Annotated in this window: 18 protein-coding genes; 9 read left to right on the top strand and 9 right to left on the bottom strand. The window is 72.5% G+C overall.

Annotated features, from left to right (window positions below; translation table 11 throughout):
* Positions 1–11 precede the first annotated feature (11 nt).
* From IEZ05_RS12525 to IEZ05_RS12515, 3 genes are read left to right on the top strand one after another with little or no spacing between them, the layout of a single operon-like run.
* A complete protein-coding gene (locus tag IEZ05_RS12525; protein WP_189230136.1) occupies positions 12–980 on the top strand; it encodes an NTP transferase domain-containing protein in 969 nt (322 codons plus the stop codon).
* Positions 980–2,482: a molybdopterin molybdotransferase MoeA gene (locus IEZ05_RS12520; protein ID WP_189230135.1), complete on the top strand. Its 1,503-nt coding sequence runs from the start codon at positions 980–982 to the stop codon at positions 2,480–2,482. Before IEZ05_RS12525 ends, IEZ05_RS12520 begins: the two co-directional genes overlap by 1 nt.
* The gene (locus IEZ05_RS12515) at positions 2,479–3,576 is read left to right on the top strand and encodes a potassium channel family protein (RefSeq protein WP_189230134.1); all 1,098 of its coding nucleotides are present in this window, start codon (positions 2,479–2,481) and stop codon (positions 3,574–3,576) included. The genes IEZ05_RS12520 and IEZ05_RS12515 overlap by 4 nt, the downstream gene beginning before the upstream one ends.
* 60 nt (positions 3,577–3,636) lie before the next feature.
* On the opposite strand, the gene IEZ05_RS12510 is transcribed toward IEZ05_RS12515, so the two are convergent.
* Positions 3,637–4,485, bottom strand: a complete 849-nt coding sequence (locus IEZ05_RS12510; RefSeq protein WP_189230133.1) for an ABC transporter permease — start codon at positions 4,483–4,485, stop codon at positions 3,637–3,639.
* Complete coding sequence (locus IEZ05_RS12505) at positions 4,482–5,504, bottom strand: ATP-binding cassette domain-containing protein (protein ID WP_189230132.1); 1,023 nt, start codon at positions 5,502–5,504, stop codon at positions 4,482–4,484. Before IEZ05_RS12505 ends, IEZ05_RS12510 begins: the two co-directional genes overlap by 4 nt.
* Positions 5,505–5,677: 173 nt before the next feature.
* Here IEZ05_RS12505 and IEZ05_RS12500 point away from each other — a divergent pair, with 173 nt between their 5' ends.
* Entirely contained in the window at positions 5,678–6,661 is a 984-nt protein-coding gene (locus IEZ05_RS12500; protein ID WP_189230131.1) for an NAD(P)H-quinone oxidoreductase, read from the top strand.
* Between the two features lie 16 nt (positions 6,662–6,677).
* Here the strand turns inward: IEZ05_RS12500 and IEZ05_RS12495 are convergent, their stop codons facing one another.
* The gene (locus IEZ05_RS12495) at positions 6,678–7,538 is read right to left on the bottom strand and encodes a hypothetical protein (RefSeq protein ID WP_189230130.1); all 861 of its coding nucleotides are present in this window, start codon (positions 7,536–7,538) and stop codon (positions 6,678–6,680) included.
* A gap of 218 nt (positions 7,539–7,756) precedes the next feature.
* Here IEZ05_RS12495 and IEZ05_RS12490 point away from each other — a divergent pair, with 218 nt between their 5' ends.
* Positions 7,757–8,299 (top strand): bacterial proteasome activator family protein, encoded by a 543-nt coding sequence (locus tag IEZ05_RS12490; RefSeq protein ID WP_189230129.1) that lies wholly within the window; start codon positions 7,757–7,759, stop codon positions 8,297–8,299.
* Positions 8,300–8,366: 67 nt separating this feature from the next.
* Here IEZ05_RS12490 and IEZ05_RS12485 read toward each other — a convergent pair whose 3' ends face one another.
* Positions 8,367–10,046, bottom strand: coding sequence for a protein kinase domain-containing protein (locus IEZ05_RS12485; protein WP_189230128.1), 1,680 nt, complete (start codon positions 10,044–10,046; stop codon positions 8,367–8,369).
* A 340-nt stretch (positions 10,047–10,386) separates the two neighbouring features.
* Here IEZ05_RS12485 and IEZ05_RS12480 point away from each other — a divergent pair, with 340 nt between their 5' ends.
* Entirely contained in the window at positions 10,387–12,015 is a 1,629-nt protein-coding gene (locus tag IEZ05_RS12480) for a protein kinase domain-containing protein (RefSeq protein WP_189230127.1), read from the top strand.
* 66 nt (positions 12,016–12,081) lie between these two features.
* Here IEZ05_RS12480 and IEZ05_RS12475 read toward each other — a convergent pair whose 3' ends face one another.
* Positions 12,082–12,489, bottom strand: coding sequence for a pyridoxamine 5'-phosphate oxidase family protein (locus IEZ05_RS12475; RefSeq protein WP_189230126.1), 408 nt, complete (start codon positions 12,487–12,489; stop codon positions 12,082–12,084).
* 84 nt (positions 12,490–12,573) lie between these two features.
* Positions 12,574–13,230 carry a response regulator gene (locus IEZ05_RS12470; RefSeq protein ID WP_189230125.1) on the bottom strand — a complete coding sequence of 219 codons (657 nt, stop codon included), beginning with the start codon at positions 13,228–13,230 and terminating at the stop codon, positions 12,574–12,576.
* Positions 13,231–13,553: 323 nt separating this feature from the next.
* On the opposite strand from IEZ05_RS12470, the gene pdhA reads away from it, so the two are divergent.
* From pdhA to IEZ05_RS12455, 3 genes are read left to right on the top strand one after another with little or no spacing between them, the layout of a single operon-like run.
* The gene (pdhA, locus tag IEZ05_RS12465; RefSeq protein ID WP_189230124.1) at positions 13,554–14,774 is read left to right on the top strand and encodes a pyruvate dehydrogenase (acetyl-transferring) E1 component subunit alpha; all 1,221 of its coding nucleotides are present in this window, start codon (positions 13,554–13,556) and stop codon (positions 14,772–14,774) included.
* Positions 14,775–14,790: 16 nt separating this feature from the next.
* Positions 14,791–15,756 (top strand): alpha-ketoacid dehydrogenase subunit beta, encoded by a 966-nt coding sequence (locus IEZ05_RS12460; protein WP_189230347.1) that lies wholly within the window; start codon positions 14,791–14,793, stop codon positions 15,754–15,756.
* A gap of 10 nt (positions 15,757–15,766) precedes the next feature.
* Positions 15,767–17,179, top strand: coding sequence for a dihydrolipoamide acetyltransferase family protein (locus IEZ05_RS12455; RefSeq protein WP_189230123.1), 1,413 nt, complete (start codon positions 15,767–15,769; stop codon positions 17,177–17,179).
* Positions 17,180–17,262: 83 nt separating this feature from the next.
* On the opposite strand, the gene IEZ05_RS12450 is transcribed toward IEZ05_RS12455, so the two are convergent.
* The 3 genes from IEZ05_RS12450 to IEZ05_RS12440 form a co-directional block, all read right to left on the bottom strand.
* Complete coding sequence (locus tag IEZ05_RS12450) at positions 17,263–18,249, bottom strand: DUF1648 domain-containing protein (protein ID WP_189230122.1); 987 nt, start codon at positions 18,247–18,249, stop codon at positions 17,263–17,265.
* Positions 18,246–18,593 carry a GntR family transcriptional regulator gene (locus IEZ05_RS12445; protein WP_189230121.1) on the bottom strand — a complete coding sequence of 116 codons (348 nt, stop codon included), beginning with the start codon at positions 18,591–18,593 and terminating at the stop codon, positions 18,246–18,248. Before IEZ05_RS12445 ends, IEZ05_RS12450 begins: the two co-directional genes overlap by 4 nt.
* Positions 18,594–18,693: 100 nt before the next feature.
* Positions 18,694–19,629, bottom strand: a complete 936-nt coding sequence (locus IEZ05_RS12440; RefSeq protein ID WP_189230120.1) for a D-alanyl-D-alanine carboxypeptidase family protein — start codon at positions 19,627–19,629, stop codon at positions 18,694–18,696.
* Positions 19,630–19,707 lie beyond the last annotated feature (78 nt).

Here is a 19,707-nt window from a genome sequence, read left to right as displayed (position 1 = left end):
ATACTCGGGGGGTGACCGCGTACGAACCCCCGGGCGAGCCCGGCGCAGGCACCGACCCCGCGCCGGGGACGGCCCCTGCCGTGTACGACGCCGTCGTGCTCGCCGGCGGGGCCGCCCGCAGGCTCGGCGGCGCGGACAAGCCCGGCCTGCGCGTGGGCGGACGTGCCCTGCTCGACCGGGTGCTCGCCGCCTGCGCCGGGGCCCGCGGCACCGTCGTCGTCGCCGACCCCCGGCCCACCGCGCGGCCGGTGACCTGGGCCCGCGAGGAACCGCCCGGCGGCGGACCCCTCGCCGCGCTCGCCGCCGGGCTGCGGCACACCACGGCGGAACACGTCGTGGTGGTCTCGGCCGACCTGCCGTTCCTCGCCGCACCGACCGTCCGGCGACTGACGGCGGCCCTCGCCGCGAGCGATGCCGACGGCGTGCTGCTCACCGACGCCGACGGCCGCGACCAGCCCCTCGTCGCCGCGTACCGGGCCTCGGCGCTGCGCCGTGGACTCGCCGCGGTCGCCGGCGACCGGGCGGATCTCACCGGGCTGCCGCTGCGCCGGCTGACCGACGGTCTGCGTCTCACCCGAGTCCCCGACGCCGTCGCCTCGTTCGACTGCGACACCTGGGACGACATCGCCACCGCCAGGGCACGCATCAGGGAGCATGGGCACGTGTTGGATGAATGGATTTCCGCAGCCAAGGACGAACTGGGCATCGACCTGGACGTCGACACCCGCGTCCTGCTCGACCTCGCCCGGGACGCCGCCCACGGGGTGGCCCGGCCCGCGGCTCCGCTGACCACCTTCCTCGTCGGCTACGCCGCAGCGCGGGCCGGGGGAGGCCCCGAGGCCGTCGCCGAGGCCGCGCGCAAGGCCGTCGCCCTCGCCCAGCGCTGGGCGGAGGAGGCCGCCGGCACCGGGACCGCCCCCGCAGCGGGCAAGCCGGACGTGGCCCCCGACGCCACCCCCGACACCCGCCCGGACGCCTGATGACCTCCCCCGGCACACGGGCCGGCGAGGAGGCGGAAGACCTCGACGTCGAGGAGGCGCTCGCGCTCGTACGGGAGAACCCCGGCCCGCCGCCCGGCGACCGGACCCCCGCACACGGCACGCCGCCTGGATCCGGCACGCAGCCCGCACCCGGCGCCCGCCCCGGTCACGGCGTGAACCACGGTGATGACGCGCACCCCGGCCACGACCCGCACCAAGGGCACGAAGCACGCCCCGGCGGCGACGCCCACCCCGGTCACCGCGCCGCCCCGCACCAGCCGGCGGAGTCCCGGCACCGTGCGACCCCCTGGCCCGAGGCCCGGTCGGCCGCCGAGCGGGCCGGCCGGGCCGGCGCCCGCGCGGGCGCCGGCCCGGCCTCCGTGCCGCTCGACGCCGCGCTCGGGCTCACCCTGGCCGCGCCCCTCACCGCCCTCACCGACCTGCCCTCCTTCGACACCTCCGCGATGGACGGCTGGGCGGTCGCCGGCCCCGGCCCCTGGACCGTGCGCGACGAGGGCGCCCTGGCCGGGCACGCCGAGCCCGCGCCGCTCACCGACGGCGAGGCCGTCCGCATCGCCACCGGTGCCCGCGTCCCCCTGGACACCACCGCGGTCCTGCGCACCGAGCACGGCCGCACCGACGAACGGGACCGCCTGCACCCCACCCGCGAGGTCGTCCACGGCCAGGACATCCGGCCGCGCGGCCAGGAGTGCCGCAGCGGCGACCAGCTGCTGGCCGTCGGCACCCTGGTGACCCCGGCCGTCCTGGGCCTCGCGGCGGCCGCCGGATACGACACGCTGACCACCGTTCCCCGCCCCCGCGTCGACGTCCTGGTGCTCGGCGACGAACTGCTCACCGCGGGCCTGCCGCACGACGGCCTCATCCGCGACGCGCTCGGCCCCATGCTGCCGCCCTGGCTGCGGGCCCTGGGCGCCGAGGTCTGCAGGGTCCGGCGGATCGGCGACGACGCCGACGCCCTGCACCGGGCCGTCACGACGTCCGAGGCCGACCTGATCGTGACGACCGGCGGCACCGCCGCCGGCCCCGTCGACCACGTCCACCCGATCCTGCGCCGCATCGGCGCCGAACTCCTCGTGGACGGGGTGAAGGTGCGTCCCGGCCACCCCATGCTGCTGGCCCGCATCGCGGAGGGACGGCACCTCGTCGGCCTGCCGGGCAATCCCCTCGCCGCCGTCTCCGGGCTGCTCACGCTCGCCGAGCCGCTGCTGCGCACCCTCGCGGCCCGCCCGGCGCCGGAGCCGTACACGCTGCCGCTGCGGGACGCGGTCCACGGGCACCCGTACGACACCCGGCTGGTTCCCGTCGTCCTGCGGGGCGAGGGCGCCGTGCCGCTGCACTACAACGGGCCGGCGATGCTGCGCGGCATCGCGGCCGCCGACGCCCTGGCCGTCGTGCCCCCCGGCGGTGTGCGGCCGGGAGAGGAGACGGAGTTGCTCGACCTGCCCTGGGCAACCGGCGGAATCGGAGTGTGTTTCACGTGAAACTTCCGGGCCAGGACGCGATCGCCCGCCAGGCGGACGAGCACCTCGTGACCCATCGGGTGAAGCTCCCGAAGAAGCTGGTGGAACACCCGATCCGGCAGGTCGGCAAGCGGCTGTCCCTGGCCCTGGTGGTCCTCCTGGCGACCGCGCTGATCGTCTATGCCGATCACGACGGTTACACCGACAACTCGGACGGTTCCGTCGATCTCCTCGACGCCTTCTACTACGCCACCGTCACCCTCTCCACCACCGGGTACGGCGACATCACCCCGGTCAGCGACGCCGCCCGGCTGACCAACATCTTCGTCATCACGCCCCTGCGCGTGCTGTTCCTGATCATCCTGGTCGGCACCACGCTGGAAGCCCTCACCGAGCGCACTCGGGAGGAGTGGCGCCTGAACCGCTGGAGGTCCACCTTGCGCGATCACACCGTCGTCGTCGGCTTCGGCACGAAGGGGCGGTCGGCGATCCAGACCGTGTGTGCGACGGGCCTGCGCAAGGAGCAGGTCGTCGTGGTCGATCCCAGCGGCAAGGCGATCGACGCCGCGACGGCCCACGGGTTCGCGGGAGTGGTCGGCGACGCGACGCGCAGCGACGTGCTGAACCGGGCCGAGGTCTACCGGGCGAAGCAGATCATCATCGCCACCCAGCGCGACGACACGGCGGTCCTGGTGACGCTGACGGCCCGCCAGCTCAACCGCTCCGCGAAGATCGTGGTCGCGGTGCGGGAGGAGGAGAACGCCCCGCTGCTCAAGCAGTCCGGTGCGGACGCCGTGATCACCAGTGCCAGCGCCGCGGGCCGCCTGCTCGGCCTCTCCGTGCTCAGCCCCGCGGCAGGCATGGTGATGGAGGACCTGATCAGTCAGGGCAGCGGGCTCGACCTCGTCGAACGCCCCGTCATAAAGGCGGAGGTGGGCAAGAGCCCGCGCGAGACGGACGACCTGGTGGTGAGCGTCCTGCGCGGACACCGGGTGCTCGGGTACGACGACCCGGCCGTGGGCGGCCTGGAGTTGACGGACCGACTGATCACCATCATCCGTGCGACGCCGGGCTCCCAGGTGGCCCCGGACACCCGTCCACTGCCTCGCGACTGACGACGGCGACGGGCCGGCCGACGGGAACACAGTGTACGTCGTGCCGGCCCGCGGGGCCGCCTACTTGCGGTTGTACAGCCGCATGGTGACCGGCCCGAAGACGAGCAGGAACAGGGCCGCCCAGCCCAGCGTCCAGCCGATCTCGCCGCCGGGCCACTCACCCGCCATCAGCTCCCGCACCGCGGAGGCGAGATGCGTGATGGGGCTGTTGTTGACGAACGCCTGGAGCCAGCCCGGCATGGTCTTCGGGTCGACGAAGACGTTGGACAGGAAGGTGAGCGGGAAGATCACCATCATGCTGACGCTCATCACCGACTTCTCGGTCCGCAGCAGCAGCCCGAACATCGTCCAGATCCACGAGAAGGCGAACGAGAACACCAGCAGCAGCGCGACACCGGCGACCACGCCGACGAAGCCGCCGTCCGGCCGGTAGCCGAGGAGCAGGCCCACGGCGAGCATCACGACCGATGCGATCGTGTAGCGCAGCGCGTCCCCGAGCAGATAGCCGACCATCGCCGACGGCCGCCAGATCGGCAACGAGCGGAAGCGGTCGAAGACGCCCTTCTCGATGTCGATGTTCACCGAGACCCCGGTGTACATCGTGATCATCACGACCGACATCACCAGGATGCCCGGCAGCACGAACTGGATGTAGTCACTCGGCGAACCCGCCAGCGCACCGCCGAAGAGGTACGTGAACATCAACAGGTTCATGATCGGGAAGGCCGTGACGTCGAAGAGCTGCTCCGGCACGTGCTTGATCTTGAGGATCGCGCGCCAGCCGAAGGTCAGGGACGTCGACAGGGAGCTGGGCCGCGGCGGGCGCTCCCTGGTGACCAGCAGGGTCGCCAGCGACTCGGTGCTGACCGGGGCGAGGTCCGTGCTCTGGGTGCTCGTGGCCGTGCTCATGCCGCCACCTCGTCCTTCGTGTCGCCGCCGTTCCCGGCATCGTCGCTGTGGCCGGTGTCGTGGCCGGTCAGGGCCAGGAACACCTCGTCGAGGCTGGGCTGCCCCAGGGAGAAGGTGTCCACCGTGATGCCGCTCCGGGCCAGCTCGCCCAGCGCCTTCGCGGCCTGGTCCGCCGCCGTGTCGCCGCTCGCCGCACCGAGGCGGGCGGTCAGTGCCACCGGGTCGGGTTCCCGCTGCACCTCGGCGGACAGCAGGTCCCGCAGCACCCGCTCGGCCTCGGGCCGCCGGCCGGCGTCCCGCAGCCGCACGTGGACGGACCCGGCGCCGACGGACGCCTTCAGTTCGCCCTTGGTGCCCTCGGCGATCACCCGGCCCTTGTCGATGACGGCGATCCGTGACGCCAGCTGGTCGGCCTCGTCCAGGTACTGCGTGGTCAGCAGCACGGTGGTGCCCTGCGCGACGACCGCGCGGACGATGTCCCACACCTGGTTGCGGCTGCGCGGGTCGAGCCCGGTCGTGGGCTCGTCGAGGAAGAGCAGGTCGGGGGTGTTGAGGATGGACGCGGCGATGTCGATGCGGCGCCGCATGCCACCGGAGTAGTGCTTGACCTGCTTCGCGGCCGCGTCCGTCAGCCCGAAGGCCTCCAGCAGCCGGTCGCCCCGCTCGCGGGCGGCCTTCTTGCCGTGCCCGAGGAGGCGGCCCAGCAGGATCAGGTTCTCGGTGCCGGTGAGGTCCTCGTCGACGGACGCGTACTGACCGGTGAGGCTCACCCGGCCGCGTACCTCGTCGGCCTCGCGCACCACGTCGTGACCGAAGACGTGGGCCTGGCCGCCGTCGGGCCGCAGCAGGGTGGCGAGCATCTTCACCGTCGTGGTCTTGCCGGCGCCGTTGGGCCCGAGGACGCCGTACACCGTGCCGGCGGGCACCGCGAGGTCCACCCCGTCCACGGCCCGGGTCTCGCCGAACGTCTTCACCAGGCCCGCGGTCTCGATCGCCAGGCCCGACGTGTGCGTACTCATACGTGGTGGTCCTTCCGCGTTCTTGGGCTACGCATGGGAGGACCTTTACCGTCGCGCAAACTCATCGGTCCCGCACGGGCTTTTCGGGCGGTCGGGCCCGAAGACGGACGCGGGTCCGACCGTGGACGCAGGACGAGGGGCCCGGCCGGGGACCGAGGAGTAGCGTCACCCTCATGCATGCGATCACGATTTCCGAACCCGGAGGCCCCGAAGCGCTGGTCTGGACAGAGGTCCCGGACCCGGTGCCCGGCGAGGGCGAGGTCCTGGTCGAGGTGACGGCCGGCGCCGTCAACCGGGCCGACATCATGCAACGCCAGGGCTTCTACGACCCGCCGCCCGGCGCCTCCCCCTACCCCGGCCTGGAGTGTTCCGGCCGCATCGCCGCGATCGGGTCGGGGGTGTCGGGCTGGTCCGTCGGCGACGAGGTGTGCGCGCTGCTCGCCGGCGGCGGCTACGCCGAGAAGGTCGTCGTACCGGCCGGCCAGCTGCTGCCGATCCCCGAGGGCGTCGACCTCAAGCAGGCCGCGGCCCTGCCCGAGGTGGTCTGCACGGTCTGGTCGAACGTCTTCATGGTCGCCCACCTCCGTCCGGGCGAGACGCTGCTCGTGCACGGCGGCTCCAGCGGCATCGGCACCATGGCGATCCAGCTCGGCAAGGCCGTCGGTGCGAAGGTCGCCGTGACGGCCGGCACCAAGGAGAAGCTGGAGCGCTGCGCCGAGCTGGGCGCCGACATCCTGATCAACTACCGGGAGCAGGACTTCGTCGCCGAGGTGAAGGAGGCCACCGGCGGCACGGGCGCCGACGTCATCCTGGACAACATGGGCGCCAAGTACCTGGACCGCAACGTCCAGGCCCTGGCCGTCAACGGGCGGCTCGCGATCATCGGCATGCAGGGCGGCCGGAAGGGCGAGCTGAACATCGGCATGCTTCTCGCCAAGCGCGCGGCCGTCAGCGCGACCTCGCTGCGGGCCCGCCCGGCGGCGGAGAAGGCGGCCATCGTGGCGGCCGTGCGCGAACACGTCTGGCCGCTGCTCGCCGGGGGCCACGTCCGTCCGATCGTCGACCGTGAACTCCCGATGAGGGACGCGGCCGCCGCGCACCGGGTCGTGGAGGAGAGCGGTCACGTCGGCAAGGTGCTGCTGGTCGCGGCGCCGTAGCCGTACGCCCTCCGTCCTAGGCCCCGCCCCGGCGCAGGCGGAGGCCGACGAAGGCCAGGGCCAGCCCGAGGCCGACGAGGACCAGTCCGCTGCCTAGCGGCAGGACCTTCAGGACGGGTCCGGCGGCCCCCTCGGTCCGGGCGGCGGACGTCGGTTCGGACCGGGGCGCGGGCGCCGTGGCCGGCGGGGCGGTCGCCCCGGTCGGGACGGCGGCGGCCGGTCTGTCGGGGCGGTCGGGAAGACGGTCGGGAAGACCCCTGCTGCCGGCACCCTCCTGGTCGGCGTGGCCCTTCGTACCGTTCTCCTCCGCCTTCTCCGCGTCCGGCCGACCCGGCCGCTGCCGGCCCTCGCCCGCCCTGCTGCCCGCCCGGGAGGGCTCGCCGTCCGGCGCGGAGGCGGATGGGGCCGGTTTCGATGAGGCGGGAGGGGGAGTCGCGGACCGATGACCGGCGCCGGACCCGGGGCGGGACGTCGGGCGGTCCTCTGGGGGGCGGGACGCGTGGGCGGTCGCGGAGGCGGCGGACGAGGGGCGGGTGCCGGGGCCGTCCGGATGGCGCGGTCCGTCCGAGCGGCGGGGCCCGGCCGGGCGTTCCAGGTGCTCGGTGAGACCGGGGCGGTCCGGGGCACCCGGGCCGTCCGGGCCGGACCCCGCCGCCCGGCCCGCGGCGGGCACCGAGGCGGACGGGGACACCAAGTGCCTGGACGCGAAGTGCCCCGACTTCACGGGCCCGGTCGCCGTGGCCCCCGTCACCACGCCCTCCGACGCCGTGAACCCGGCGCCCTGTGCCACCCCCGCCGCGCACGGCGACATCAGCGCGCCCACCCCCAGCACCCCCGCCAGCCCCGTCGCGCGCACGGTCCGCAGCCATGGAGTCACGTCGGTGACCCCCTCCCGGTGAGCAGTCGCCAAAACCAACGGTTGCCGACATCGGCGGCGCCGGCATCGGGGCTGCCGAGACCGACACGTCGAAATCGACGGAACAAGCCTCACACCTACCCGCTTTCGCGGCATTCCGGACTCCGCCGTACGCGGTGGATCACGCTTCCCCGGGGGCACCACACGGATGCGGCACAGCGGTGCGAGAGAATGGCGGTATGGAGATGCCGAGGAACGACAGGTCGCCGGAGAATCCCCAGATCCTGGTCGTCGGCCAGGACGGAATGGCACTGAGCGGGGGCGGTGACGGGGACGGGGAGCCCCGTGAGATCCCGGTGACGGAGCAGGTGGAGCAGCCTGCGAAGGTCATGAGGATCGGCAGCATGATCAAGCAGCTGCTGGAGGAGGTGCGCGTCGCTCCCCTGGACGAGGCGAGCCGGGCCCGGCTCAAGGAGATCCACGCCAGTTCGGTGAAGGAACTCGAGGACGGCCTCGCCCCGGAACTGGTCGAGGAGCTGGAGCGCCTCTCCCTGCCCTTCACGGACGACGTGACGCCCACCGACGCGGAACTGCGTATCGCCCAGGCCCAGCTGGTCGGCTGGCTGGAGGGCCTGTTCCACGGGATCCAGACCACGCTGTTCGCCCAGCAGATGGCCGCGCGGGCGCAGCTGGAGCAGATGCGCCGCGCCCTCCCGCCGGGCGCCGGCCATGACGGCGACGAGCCGCACCCGGGCCCCCGCTCCGGCGGCCCCTACCTGTAAGACGTCCAGGACACGGCGAAGGGCCCGGCAGCATCGGCTGCCGGGCCCTTCGCCCGTACGCGCGGGGTCAGGACGTCGGGGGGTTGCCCGTCGACACCTTGAGCTGGATCTCCGGCATGTTCTTCGGGTCGACGTCCGTGCCGGCCTCGGGGAACTGGTCCCTGATCGAGCCCTCGCCGTACGTGTTCTCGTCGACCTGCACGATCTTCATCGTCCAGCCGGCGGCCTGGAAGCACTCCTTGACCGAGCCGATGTACTTGAAGGTGAAGTCGGGCACCCGGACCTTGTCGGGGTCGTTGTACGACTCCTCGGGCTCCGTGCACTCGTCCTTCTCGATCGTCTTCGTCGTGTCCGGCCCGCGGTACCCCTCCGCCTTGGTCGCCGACGCGGAGGCGCTGGCGCTGCTCCCGCCGCCGCCGGCCTCGGGATCGTCGTCGCCGCCGCTCATCAGCAGCGCCGCGACCAGGCCGCCCACCGCCAGGACGGCGACGACCGCCGAACCTATGATCACCGGCTTGTTGCTCTTGCCGCCGCCCGAGGAACCGGACCCCTGGGCCTGGGGCGTGATGGTGTAAGGCGGCGGAGTCTGCGCCCCCTGCTGCGGCGCGTACGCCGACGCGGCCGGCGTCGGGTAGCCGCCCTGCTGCGGATAGCCGTACGCCGGGGACGGCGTCACCGGGGCCGGGGTGCCGTACGGGTGCGGCGCGGGCGTCGGCTGGTACGGGGTCTGGACGTGGCCCGCGGGCGCCTGGCCGGTCTGGTCGACCGGCGGGAAGACCGCGGAGCCGACACCCGAGCCGCTCGGCGTGTGCGCCCCCGGGACGATGCTCGGCGGGGCGGCCTGGAAGGAGGCCGCCACCCGCAGGCACTCGTCGCGCATGGCCTCGGCGCTGGGGAAGCGCTCGTTGGGGTTCTTCTTCAGCGCGCGGGCCACCAGCGCGTCCACGGCCGGCGGCAGGGCGCGGTTGACCGACGAAGGAGCCACCGGCTCCTCCTGCACGTGCGCGTAGGCGATGGCCAGCGGCGAGTCCGCGTCGAACGGCAGCCGCCCGGTGACCAGTTGGAACAGCATGATGCCGACCGAGTACAGGTCGGAGCGGGCGTCCACGCCGCGGCCGAGGGCCTGTTCCGGCGAGAGGTACTGCGGGGTGCCGACGACCATGCCGGTCTGCGTCATCGACGTGACACCGGACTGCATGGCGCGGGCGATGCCGAAGTCCATCACCTTGACCACGCCGCGCTTGGTCATCATCACGTTGCCCGGCTTGATGTCCCGGTGGACCAGGCCCATCTCGTGACTGATCTCCAGAGCCGCCAGCACATCCGCGGTGATCTTCAGGGCCTTGTCGGCGGGCATCGCGCCGAACTGGCGGACGTCCTCGTCGAGCACCGAACCGAGCGGCCGGCCCTCGACGTACTCCATGACGATGTACGGCATCGGCGCGCCGACGCCCGCGCCGGAGGCGCCGTCGGTCAGCGTGTCCTCGCCGGTGTCGAAGACCGAGACGATGTTGGTGTGCGTGAGCTTGGCCACGGCCTGGGCCTCGCGGCGGAAACGCTCGCGGAAGGCCTGCTCCCGGCCCAGCTCGGTGTGCAGCGTCTTGATGGCGACCTGGCGGTCCAGCACCGAGTCGTACGCCAGGTGCACCGAGGCCATGCCGCCCTCGCCGAGCAAGTCGCGCAGCTGGTAGCGGCCGCCGGCGAGTGCCCGCCCCGCGTACCGGCCCTGTCCGGCGTCCTGGCTCATGTCTCTGCTTCCCCCGTAGGCGCCGGCGGCAGCGGCCCGAGCGCGTGTTGATCCAAAGTGCTATTCCCGGCCAAGTCTGCCCCAGGGCAGTGACACGTCAAGCGCGGTGCCCGTTCCGTGACCGTACGCGAAAGAAGCGTCGCGCAAGCGTTACAGCGGGCGTACGGCCGGTACACAGAATTTGCACGACAGTACGGAACCAGGGTTTCATGACCGGTCCGTCTCGATGCCGGTCCCGGCGCCCATCTCGGACCGGAGGCTTGCGCGGAGGCTGTAGCGTGGCCGACGGAGACCGTAACAACACCGCGCGCACCGCGGGCAGAAACGACGGCGAGGACTGATGGCACAGCAGCAGCGCGCCCAGGGCCCGTCCGAACCCGAGGCTACTGGCGGCGGTATGTCTGACGCACCGGAGACCTGGGGCAACGGCGGCCTGGTCGGCGACGGCCGGTACCGGCTGACCCGCAGACTCGGGCGGGGCGGCATGGCCGAGGTGTTCGCGGCCGAGGACGTCCGTCTCGGCCGCACCGTGGCGGTCAAGCTGCTGCGCGCCGACCTCGCCGAGGACCCGGTCTCCAAGGCGCGCTTCACGCGTGAGGCGCAGTCGGTGGCGGGGCTCAACCACCATGCCATCGTGGCCGTGTACGACTCCGGCGAGGACTTCGTCGGCGGCCAGTCCGTGCCCTACATCGTGATGGAGATCGTCGAGGGCCGCACCATCCGCGACCTTCTCCTCAACGCCGAGGCGCCCGGCCCCGAGCAGGCGCTGATCATCGTCTCGGGCGTCCTGGAGGCGCTCGCCTACTCACACCAGCACGGCATCGTGCACCGCGACATCAAGCCGGCCAACGTCATCATCACGCACAACGGCGCGGTGAAGGTGATGGACTTCGGCATCGCCCGCGCCCTGCACGGCGCGTCCACGACGATGACGCAGACCGGCATGGTCATGGGCACCCCGCAGTACCTCTCCCCGGAGCAGGCCCTCGGCAAGGCCGTCGACCACCGCTCCGACCTGTACGCGACGGGCTGCCTGCTGTACGAACTCCTCGCGCTGCGCCCGCCGTTCACCGGCGAGACCCCGCTGTCGGTGGTCTACCAGCACGTCCAGGACATCCCGACGCCCCCGTCCGAGGTCTCCGACGCGGTCCCGCCGGAGCTGGACGGCCTGGTGATGCGCTCGCTGGCCAAGGAGCCCGACGACCGCTTCCAGACCGCCGAGGAGATGCGCGGCCTGATCCAGTACGGGCTGCAGATGCTCTACGAGCAGGGCGGCCACACCGGCACCTGGAACACCGGCCCGGTCGGCATGCACGAGGGCCGGCACACCCCGGCGGCCGGGATGGCGGGCACGACGGTGCTGCCGCACCCCGACCACGGCTCGGGCACCACGCAGATCCCCCAGCAGATCCTGCCGGGCGGCTACGGCGGTGGCGACGACGGCGGCTTCGAGGGGCACGGCAACAAGGGCAGCGGCCGGGGCAAGCTGTGGATCCTGGCCGTCCTCGCGGTGATCGCCGTGGCCGCGGGCGTCGCGCTGGCCCTCAACAACACCGGCGGGGGCGGCGGGGGCGGCGGTACGAAGACCTCCCCGACGCCCACGATCTCGCAGAGCACCCAGGACGATCAGACCAGCGAGTCGCCGAGCGACGAGGCGACCGAGGAGACCTCCGACCCGGACACGGACGAGAACCACAACGGCGGTGGCGGCACCGGCGGGGACTGGGAACAGCCCTACACGCCGTCCTACACGCCGTCGGAGACCGCGTCGGACGAGCCGACCGGCGACCAGACCGAGCCGTCCACGCCCACTGACGGTGGTGAGACGCCGGGCGGTGGTGAGACGCCGGGCGGCGGCGAGTCCCCGGGCGGCGGCGAATCTCCGGGCGGCGGCGAGACCCCGCCGGACGACGGCGGTACCAACGGCAGCGTCACCGGTGCCACGGGCGGCCCCGTGGACGCCGGCTGACCCGAGCCACTCCCACGCGCGCGTGCGACCCCGTCCGGGGCCACGCGCGCGTCGCGTTTCCGGACGTCACAGAGGGCCGGTGGAGCCCTCCGCCATGTGCACCGAACCGAACCGCGGCTCGATCCGCAGATAGGCCGGCTCGAACGGTTCACCGTCCACGTGCCGCGGCGCGGGCCCGAACCGCTCGATCTCGGCGGCGCTCGGCACGTGGGGCTCGCACCGGCCCACGACCTGCACGGTCCAGGGGCTCTCCCCGGGCGCGGCGGAGCCCAGGTTGTCGGAGCCGTAGGCGACGACGCTCCCGGCGCACGCCCGGTGGAAGCCGCAGCTCGCGGGCATCCGCAGCAGGACCCGGCCGGCGGTCACGATGTGCCGCGCGAAGGCGAGGCAGGGCAGGGCGCGCACGCTGGTGGCGGCCCGGCCGTAGGCGGTGCGGCCGAGCAGGCCGACGGCGAGCTGAGCGTCGGAGGGCATGCACTCACTGTGCGGGCGGGGGACAGGGGGAACCAGGGTCGCCCGCCCCGCCGTGAGGGGACGTAAGTCCCGATCAGAGGGTCCTCAGCGGTTCTCCGCCTGCAGGCGGGCCACGAAGGCGGCCGCCTGGGAACGCCGCTGCATACCGAGCTTGGCCAGCAGACTCGACACGTAGTTCTTGATCGTCTTTTCGGCCAGGTGCAGCCGTTCGCCGATCGCCCGGTTGGTGAGCCCCTCGCCGATCAGCTCCAGGATGCGGCGCTCCTGGTCGGTCAGGCGGGCGAGCCGGTCGTCGCCCCCGGTGCCTCCGTCGCGCAGCCGTTCCAGCACCCGTGCGGTGGCCGCCGGGTCGAGCAGCGACTTCCCGGCGGCGACGTCCCGCACGGCGGACAGCAGCTCGGCGCCCCGGATGTCCTTGAGGACGTAGCCGGAGGCACCCGCCATGATCGCGTCGAAGAGGGCCTCGTCGTCGGCGAAGGAGGTGAGCATGAGGCACCGGACGGACTCGTCGCGGGAGCGGATCTCGCGGCACACCTCGACGCCGCTGCCGTCCGGGAGCCGGACGTCGAGCACCGCCACGTCCGGACGGGTGGCGGGGACCCGGGCGAGCGCGTCGGCCGCCGTGCCGGCCTCGCCGACGACCTCGATGTCGGCCTCGCCCGCCAGCAGATCGTGCACACCCCGACGGACGACCTCGTGGTCGTCGAGGAGAAATACCCGTATTTTTCCGTCTTCGCGCACGCGCTCAGTCAAACACACGAGCTCTTCCCGTGCCCGGGGTGGCCGGGATAACGTGCCGTTGTTCCGGCCCCCTGCGAGGCTGTGACCAGTAAAACTTCCCCACTTCGCCGATTTACTTGGAAATCCGAGTAAAAACGCAGGTCAGGAGGTGTTTCACAGAAATGTGGAGCACTGGGTAACGTGCCTTTTGCAGGGACGCTCGCCGGGGCACCTGTCACGCCTGTCCCCGACCGGGCCGCACCCACCCTGTGCGACCGACGGGCCACAGGTGAGCCGCACTGGCGCCCGGCGAACCCGGGGGCCGGACCGACGGAGGAGCACACGTGACCGTGGAGAGCACTGCCGCGCGCAAGCCGCGACGCAGCGCCGGAAGCAAGGCAGCCGGCACCACCGGCACCGAGGCCGGCACCACCGGCGCCAAGCGCACCACCCGCACCGCTGCCGGGAAGGGCTCCGGGACGGAGCTCGTGCAGCTGCTGACGCCCGAGGGCAAGCGCGTCAGGAAGGCGGCCTACGCGGAGTACGCCGAGTACGTCGCCGACATCACCCCCGACGAGCTGCGCGGTCTGTACCGCGACATGGTGCTCACCCGGCGCTTCGACGCCGAGGCCACCGCACTGCAGCGTCAGGGCGAGCTGGGCCTGTGGGCCTCGCTGCTGGGCCAGGAGGCCGCCCAGATCGGCTCCGGCCGCGCCACCCGCGAGGACGACTACGTCTTCCCCACCTACCGCGAGCACGGCGTCGCGTGGTGCCGCGGAGTGGACCCGACCAATCTGCTCGGCATGTTCCGCGGCGTGAACAACGGCGGCTGGGACCCCAACAGCAACAACTTCCACCTCTACACCATCGTCATCGGCTCCCAGGCGCTGCATGCCACGGGCTACGCGATGGGCATCGCCAAGGACGGCGCCGACTCCGGCGTGATCGCCTACTTCGGCGACGGCGCCTCCAGCCAGGGCGACGTCAGCGAGGCGTTCAACTTCGCCGCGGTCTACAACGCCCCGGTGATCTTCTTCTGCCAGAACAACCAGTGGGCGATCTCGGAGTCCAACGAGAAGCAGACCCGCGTGCCGCTGTACCAGCGCGCCCAGGGCTTCGGCTTCCCCGGCGTCCGGGTCGACGGCAACGACGTGCTGGCCTGTCTGGCGGTCACCCGGTGGGCCCTGGAACGCGCACGGCGCGGCGAGGGCCCGGCGCTGATCGAGGCGTACACGTACCGCATGGGCGCCCACACCACCTCGGACGACCCCTCCCGCTACCGGCACGACGACGAGCGGGCCGCCTGGGAGGCGAAGGACCCGATCCTGCGCCTTCGCCGCTACCTGGAGTCCGCACACCACGCGGACGAGGGATTCTTCGGGGAACTGGAGGCGGAGAGCGAGGCGTTGGGCAAACGAGTGCGCGAAGTGGTCCGTGCCATGCCGGACCCGGACCGGTTCGCCGTCTTCGAGAACGTGTACGCGGACGGGCACGCGCTCGTCGACGAGGAGCGCGCCCAGTTCGCCGCCTACCAGGCGTCGTTCGCAGAGGCCGAGGGGGTCTGACATGGCGACGGAAAAGATGGCACTGGCCAAGGCGATCAACGAATCGCTGCGTCGCGCGCTGGACTCGGACCCCAAGGTCCTGATCATGGGTGAGGACGTCGGCAAGCTCGGCGGCGTCTTCCGCGTCACCGACGGGCTGCAGAAGGACTTCGGCGAGGACCGGGTCATCGACACCCCGCTGGCCGAGTCCGGCATCGTCGGCACCGCCATCGGCCTGGCCCTGCGCGGTTACCGCCCGGTGGTGGAGATCCAGTTCGACGGCTTCGTGTTCCCGGCCTACGACCAGATCGTCACGCAGCTGGCGAAGATGCACGCCCGCTCGCTGGGCAAGGTCAAGATGCCGGTCGTCATCCGCATCCCCTACGGCGGCGGCATCGGCGCGGTCGAACACCACTCCGAGTCGCCCGAGGCGCTGTTCGCGCACGTGGCGGGCCTGAAGGTGGTCTCCCCGTCGAACGCGGGGGACGCGTACTGGATGATGCAGCAGGCCATCCAGAGCGACGACCCGGTGATCTACTTCGAGCCCAAGCGGCGCTACTGGGACAAGGCCGAGGTCGACACCGAGGCGATCCCGGGCCCGCTGCACAAGGCGCGGGTCGTCCGGGAGGGCACCGACCTCACGCTGGTCGCCTACGGCCCGATGGTGAAGCTCTGCCAGGAGGTCGCCGACGCGGCGGCCGAGGAGGGGCGGTCCCTGGAGGTGGTGGACCTGCGGTCCATCTCCCCGCTGGACTTCGACACGATCCAGGCGTCGGTGGAGAAGACCCGCCGCCTGGTCGTGGTCCACGAGGCGCCGGTGTTCCTGGGCTCGGGCGCGGAGATCGCGGCGCGGATCACCGAGCGCTGCTTCTACCACCTGGAGGCCCCGGTGCTCCGGGTCGGCGGCTACCACGCGCCGTACCCGCCGGCCCGTCTGGAAGAGGAGTACCTGCCCGACCTGGACCGGGTGCTGGACGCCGTCGACCGCTCGCTGGCGTACTGAGGAGAGGGCGTTGACGACGATGACTGAAGGTTCCGTCCGCGAGTTCAAGATGCCCGACGTGGGCGAGGGACTCACCGAGGCCGAGATTCTCAAGTGGTACGTCCAGCCCGGTGACACGGTCACCGACGGACAGATCGTGTGCGAGGTCGAGACGGCCAAGGCCGCGGTCGAACTGCCCATCCCGTACGACGGCGTGGTCCGCGAGCTGCACTTCCCCGAGGGCACCACGGTCGACGTGGGCACGTCGATCATCGCGGTCGCGGTCGGCGACGGCGCGGCCGCCGCCGCTCCGGCACAGGAGGCCGCACCGGAACCGGCCGAGGCGCCCGTGGCGGACGCACCGGCACCGGCCGAGGAGGAGAAGCCGCAGGGCCGCCAGCCGGTTCTCGTCGGCTACGGAGTCGCCACCTCCTCGACCCGCCGCCGCCCGCGCAAGAGCCCCGGGGCCCCGGCCCAGGAGGCGTCGGCCGCGATCCAGGCCGAGATGAACGGCCACGGGCCGGTCACCCGCGAGCGCCCGCTGGCCAAGCCGCCGGTGCGCAAGCTGGCCAAGGACCTCGGTGTCGACCTGGCGACCGTGGTGCCCTCCGGTCCGGACGGCGTCATCACGCGCGAGGACGTGCACGCGGCGGTGGCACCCGCACCGGCCGAGGCGCCCGAGGCGGCACCCGCCGCCACGCCCGCGCCCGCGGCCCCGGCGCCCGCGGTGTCGTACGACACGGCGCGCGAGACCCGTGTCCCGGTCAAGGGCGTGCGCAAGGCGACCGCGGCGGCGATGGTCGGCTCGGCGTTCACCGCGCCGCACGTCACCGAGTTCGTGACGGTCGACGTGACACGGACGATGAAGCTGGTCGAGGAGCTGAAGCAGGACAAGGAGTTCACGGGCCTGCGGGTGAACCCGCTCCTGCTGATCGCCAAGGCCCTGCTGGTCGCGATCAGGCGCAACCCGGACATCAACGCCTCCTGGGACGAGGCGGCGCAGGAGATCGTGGTCAAGCACTACGTGAACCTGGGCATCGCGGCCGCGACCCCGCGCGGCCTGATCGTGCCGAACATCAAGGACGCCCACGCCAAGACCCTGCCGCAGCTGGCCGAGTCGCTGGGCGAGCTGGTGTCGACGGCCCGGGAGGGCAGGACGTCCCCGGCCGCCATGCAGGGCGGCACGGTGACCATCACCAACGTCGGCGTCTTCGGCGTCGACACCGGCACGCCGATCCTCAACCCCGGCGAGTCCGCGATCCTCGCGGTCGGCGCGATCAAGCTCCAGCCGTGGGTGCACAAGGGCAAGGTGAAGCCGCGCCAGGTGACGACCCTGGCGCTGAGCTTCGACCACCGCCTGGTCGACGGGGAGCTGGGCTCCAAGGTCCTCGCCGACGTGGCGGCGGTCCTGGAACAGCCGAAGCGGCTGCTCACCTGGGCGTAGGGCACCAGGAGCAGGAGAGACGGAACCGCGCGTCCCGCCACCGGGCGCGCGGTTCCGTCCATCCCCGCCGATGGCGGACGTCCCTACCGCCGGCCCGCCCGCAGCGCGTTGAGCAGTGCGGCACCCCGCTCGGCGTCGTCGACGCTCACCGCGAAGTCCGTACGGCGGCCCCGGGGCCGTACGACCAGGCAGTCCCCGGCACGCAGCATCACCGTGGTGCCGAGACCGCTCAGGCGGTATCCCCAGCCGCCGACCTGGGAGGGGAGACGGGCCTCGGCGCGAGCCGTGTCGATGTCACTGGGCGCCCAGCGGCGTCTGGGCCAGGCGAGCGGGCCGAAGGACACCTCCAGACCACGTTCCGAGACGCGCGCCTGCACCGAGGAGCACAGGGCGCAGGCGAGGGACGCGGCGGCGCAGCCCGCGAACAGCGCCCACAGGCCCCCCGCAGCAGCCAGTCCGCCGATCACGGCGACGAGCGCGGCCACGGCGACGAGGCCGGTCACCGCCGCGAGCAGTTGGAGCCAGGGGTTGGCCGTACGGGAGAACCACACGAGCCGACGCCCCTCGGGGATCTCCAGCGTCGGGGCGTCCGTCTCCCGCCCGTCGCCGTCCCCCCGGGCCGCCGTCCGCCGGGTGGTGGCCAGCCAGCCCGCCACGGACGCGAGCAGGGCCGCGGCGAGGAGCGCGAGCAGCCACGCGGTCGGCTGCCGGGCCTCGTGCCAGTCGGCGCGGTCCAGGTTGGCCCGTACGACGGCGGCCTGCGCGCCGCCCAGGACCACCCCGAGGGGCAGCAGGACCGCGGCGGCCCACGGACGGGCCGCCGACGGGCCGCTCCGCAGCAGCGGGACGGCCGCGGACGCCGCCGTCACCAGCCAGAGCAGCGCCGGGAAGAGGGACGCCGCCCACAGGGGCATCGAACCGTCCGGGGCTCCTGCGTCCAGGTCCCAGTGGGTCGCCAGCCGGTCGGGCAGCCGGTCCCGGGCCAGGAGCGGCAGCCCGGCGAGCACGGCCGTGACACCGGCCGTCCAGACCACCGCAGTCGTCCTGACCGCCACCCTCGTGTCCCTCACGGCATCCCCCTGATCATGTCGATGACATCGGCCTTGCTGTAGCCCAGCCGGGCCGCCTCGGCGACCAGCTCCCGCACCCGGATTTGGAGATCCGCGTTCCGGGGCGCCTCCGGGGCCACGGTCACGCCCCGGCCCCGGCGGAACTCCAGCAGTCCCTCGTCGCGCAGGCCGCGCAGCGCGCGCAGCACGGTGTTGACGTTGACGTCCAGGGCCTCGGAGAGGTCGCGCGCCGAGGGCAGGCGGTCACCGGGGCCGCACTCCCCCTCGGCGATGGCGCGCCGGACGGCGCCGGCGACCTGCTCGTGCAGGGGACGGGTGTCGGTCTTGTCCAGACTCAGCAGCATGGTGCTAGTAAAGCTATCACCATTATTTTCATCGGCACAGCGAAAAGGGCCCGCCGCGGTGGCGGCGGGCCCTTGGTGACGGTCTGTCCGGAGGTCGTTCCTACTTGGCGAAGCCGTAGTTCATGAGCTTCGTGGCGTCCGTGGCGCGCTGCGTCGAGGACGTGGACGCCAGGACCGTGCCGATCATGGTCCTGCCGTTCCGGGTCGCGGCGAAGACCAGGCAGTACTTGGCCTCCGGACCCGAGCCGGTCTTCACGCCGATCGTGCCGCTGTAACTGTTCAGCAGGGTGTTGGTGTTGGTCCACGCCGCCATCGTGCGGGTGCCGCCGCTCTTCGTCGTCGTCTTCGCCGTGTACTTCTTGGTCTTGACGATCGTGCGGAACGTGGAGTTCTTCATCGCGCTGCTCGCGAGCTTCGTCAGGTCGCGCGGCGTCGAGTAGTTCGTGCCGTTGCCGATGCCGTCGAACGAGTCGAAGTGCGTGTTCTTCAGGCCGAGGCTCTTGGCGGTGGAGTTCATCTTGCCGATGAACGACTTGACCCGCTCCGCCCGCGTCCTGCCCGTGCCGAACTTGTCGGCCAGGGCGTACGCGGCATCGCAGCCGGACGGCAGCATCAGGCCGTACAGCAGCTGCCGGACCGTCACCTTGTCGCCGACGATCAGGCGCGCGGACGAGGCGTTCTTCGAGACGATGTAGTCGCTGTACGCCATCTGGATCGTGACCTTGGCGTCCAGGTTCAGATTCGGCTGGGAGAGCACGACCTTGGCGGTCATGATCTTGGTCGTGGACCCGGTGGAGCGCTTGGTGTCCGCGGCCTTGGTGTAGAGGGCCGTGCCGGTCGCGTCGTTCATCACGAAGCCGCCCTTGGCGGCGATCGTGGGCACGGCGACGGCCCGCGCGGGGGCGGACGCGGCCTGTGCGGGCGCGGCGGCCTGTGCGGGTGCGGTGGTGAGGGCTCCGGACGCGAGCACGGCGCCGGCGGTCATGGCGACGGCGACGGCTCGGCGGAGACGGATGCCCTGAATGCCGTTTATCAAGTGAGATACCCCGATTGTTGTGAAATCCCCAGTGGTGTGGCCCAGTTGTGGTCGGTCCAGCATGGGCCGCGCCTGTGG

Source organism: Streptomyces flaveolus (assembly GCF_014648815.1).
GTDB classification, from domain to species: Bacteria; Actinomycetota; Actinomycetes; order Streptomycetales; family Streptomycetaceae; genus Streptomyces; species Streptomyces flaveolus.
The sequence above is the reverse complement of the archived record's forward strand: the minus strand, read 5'-3'. Positions and strand labels throughout refer to the sequence as shown.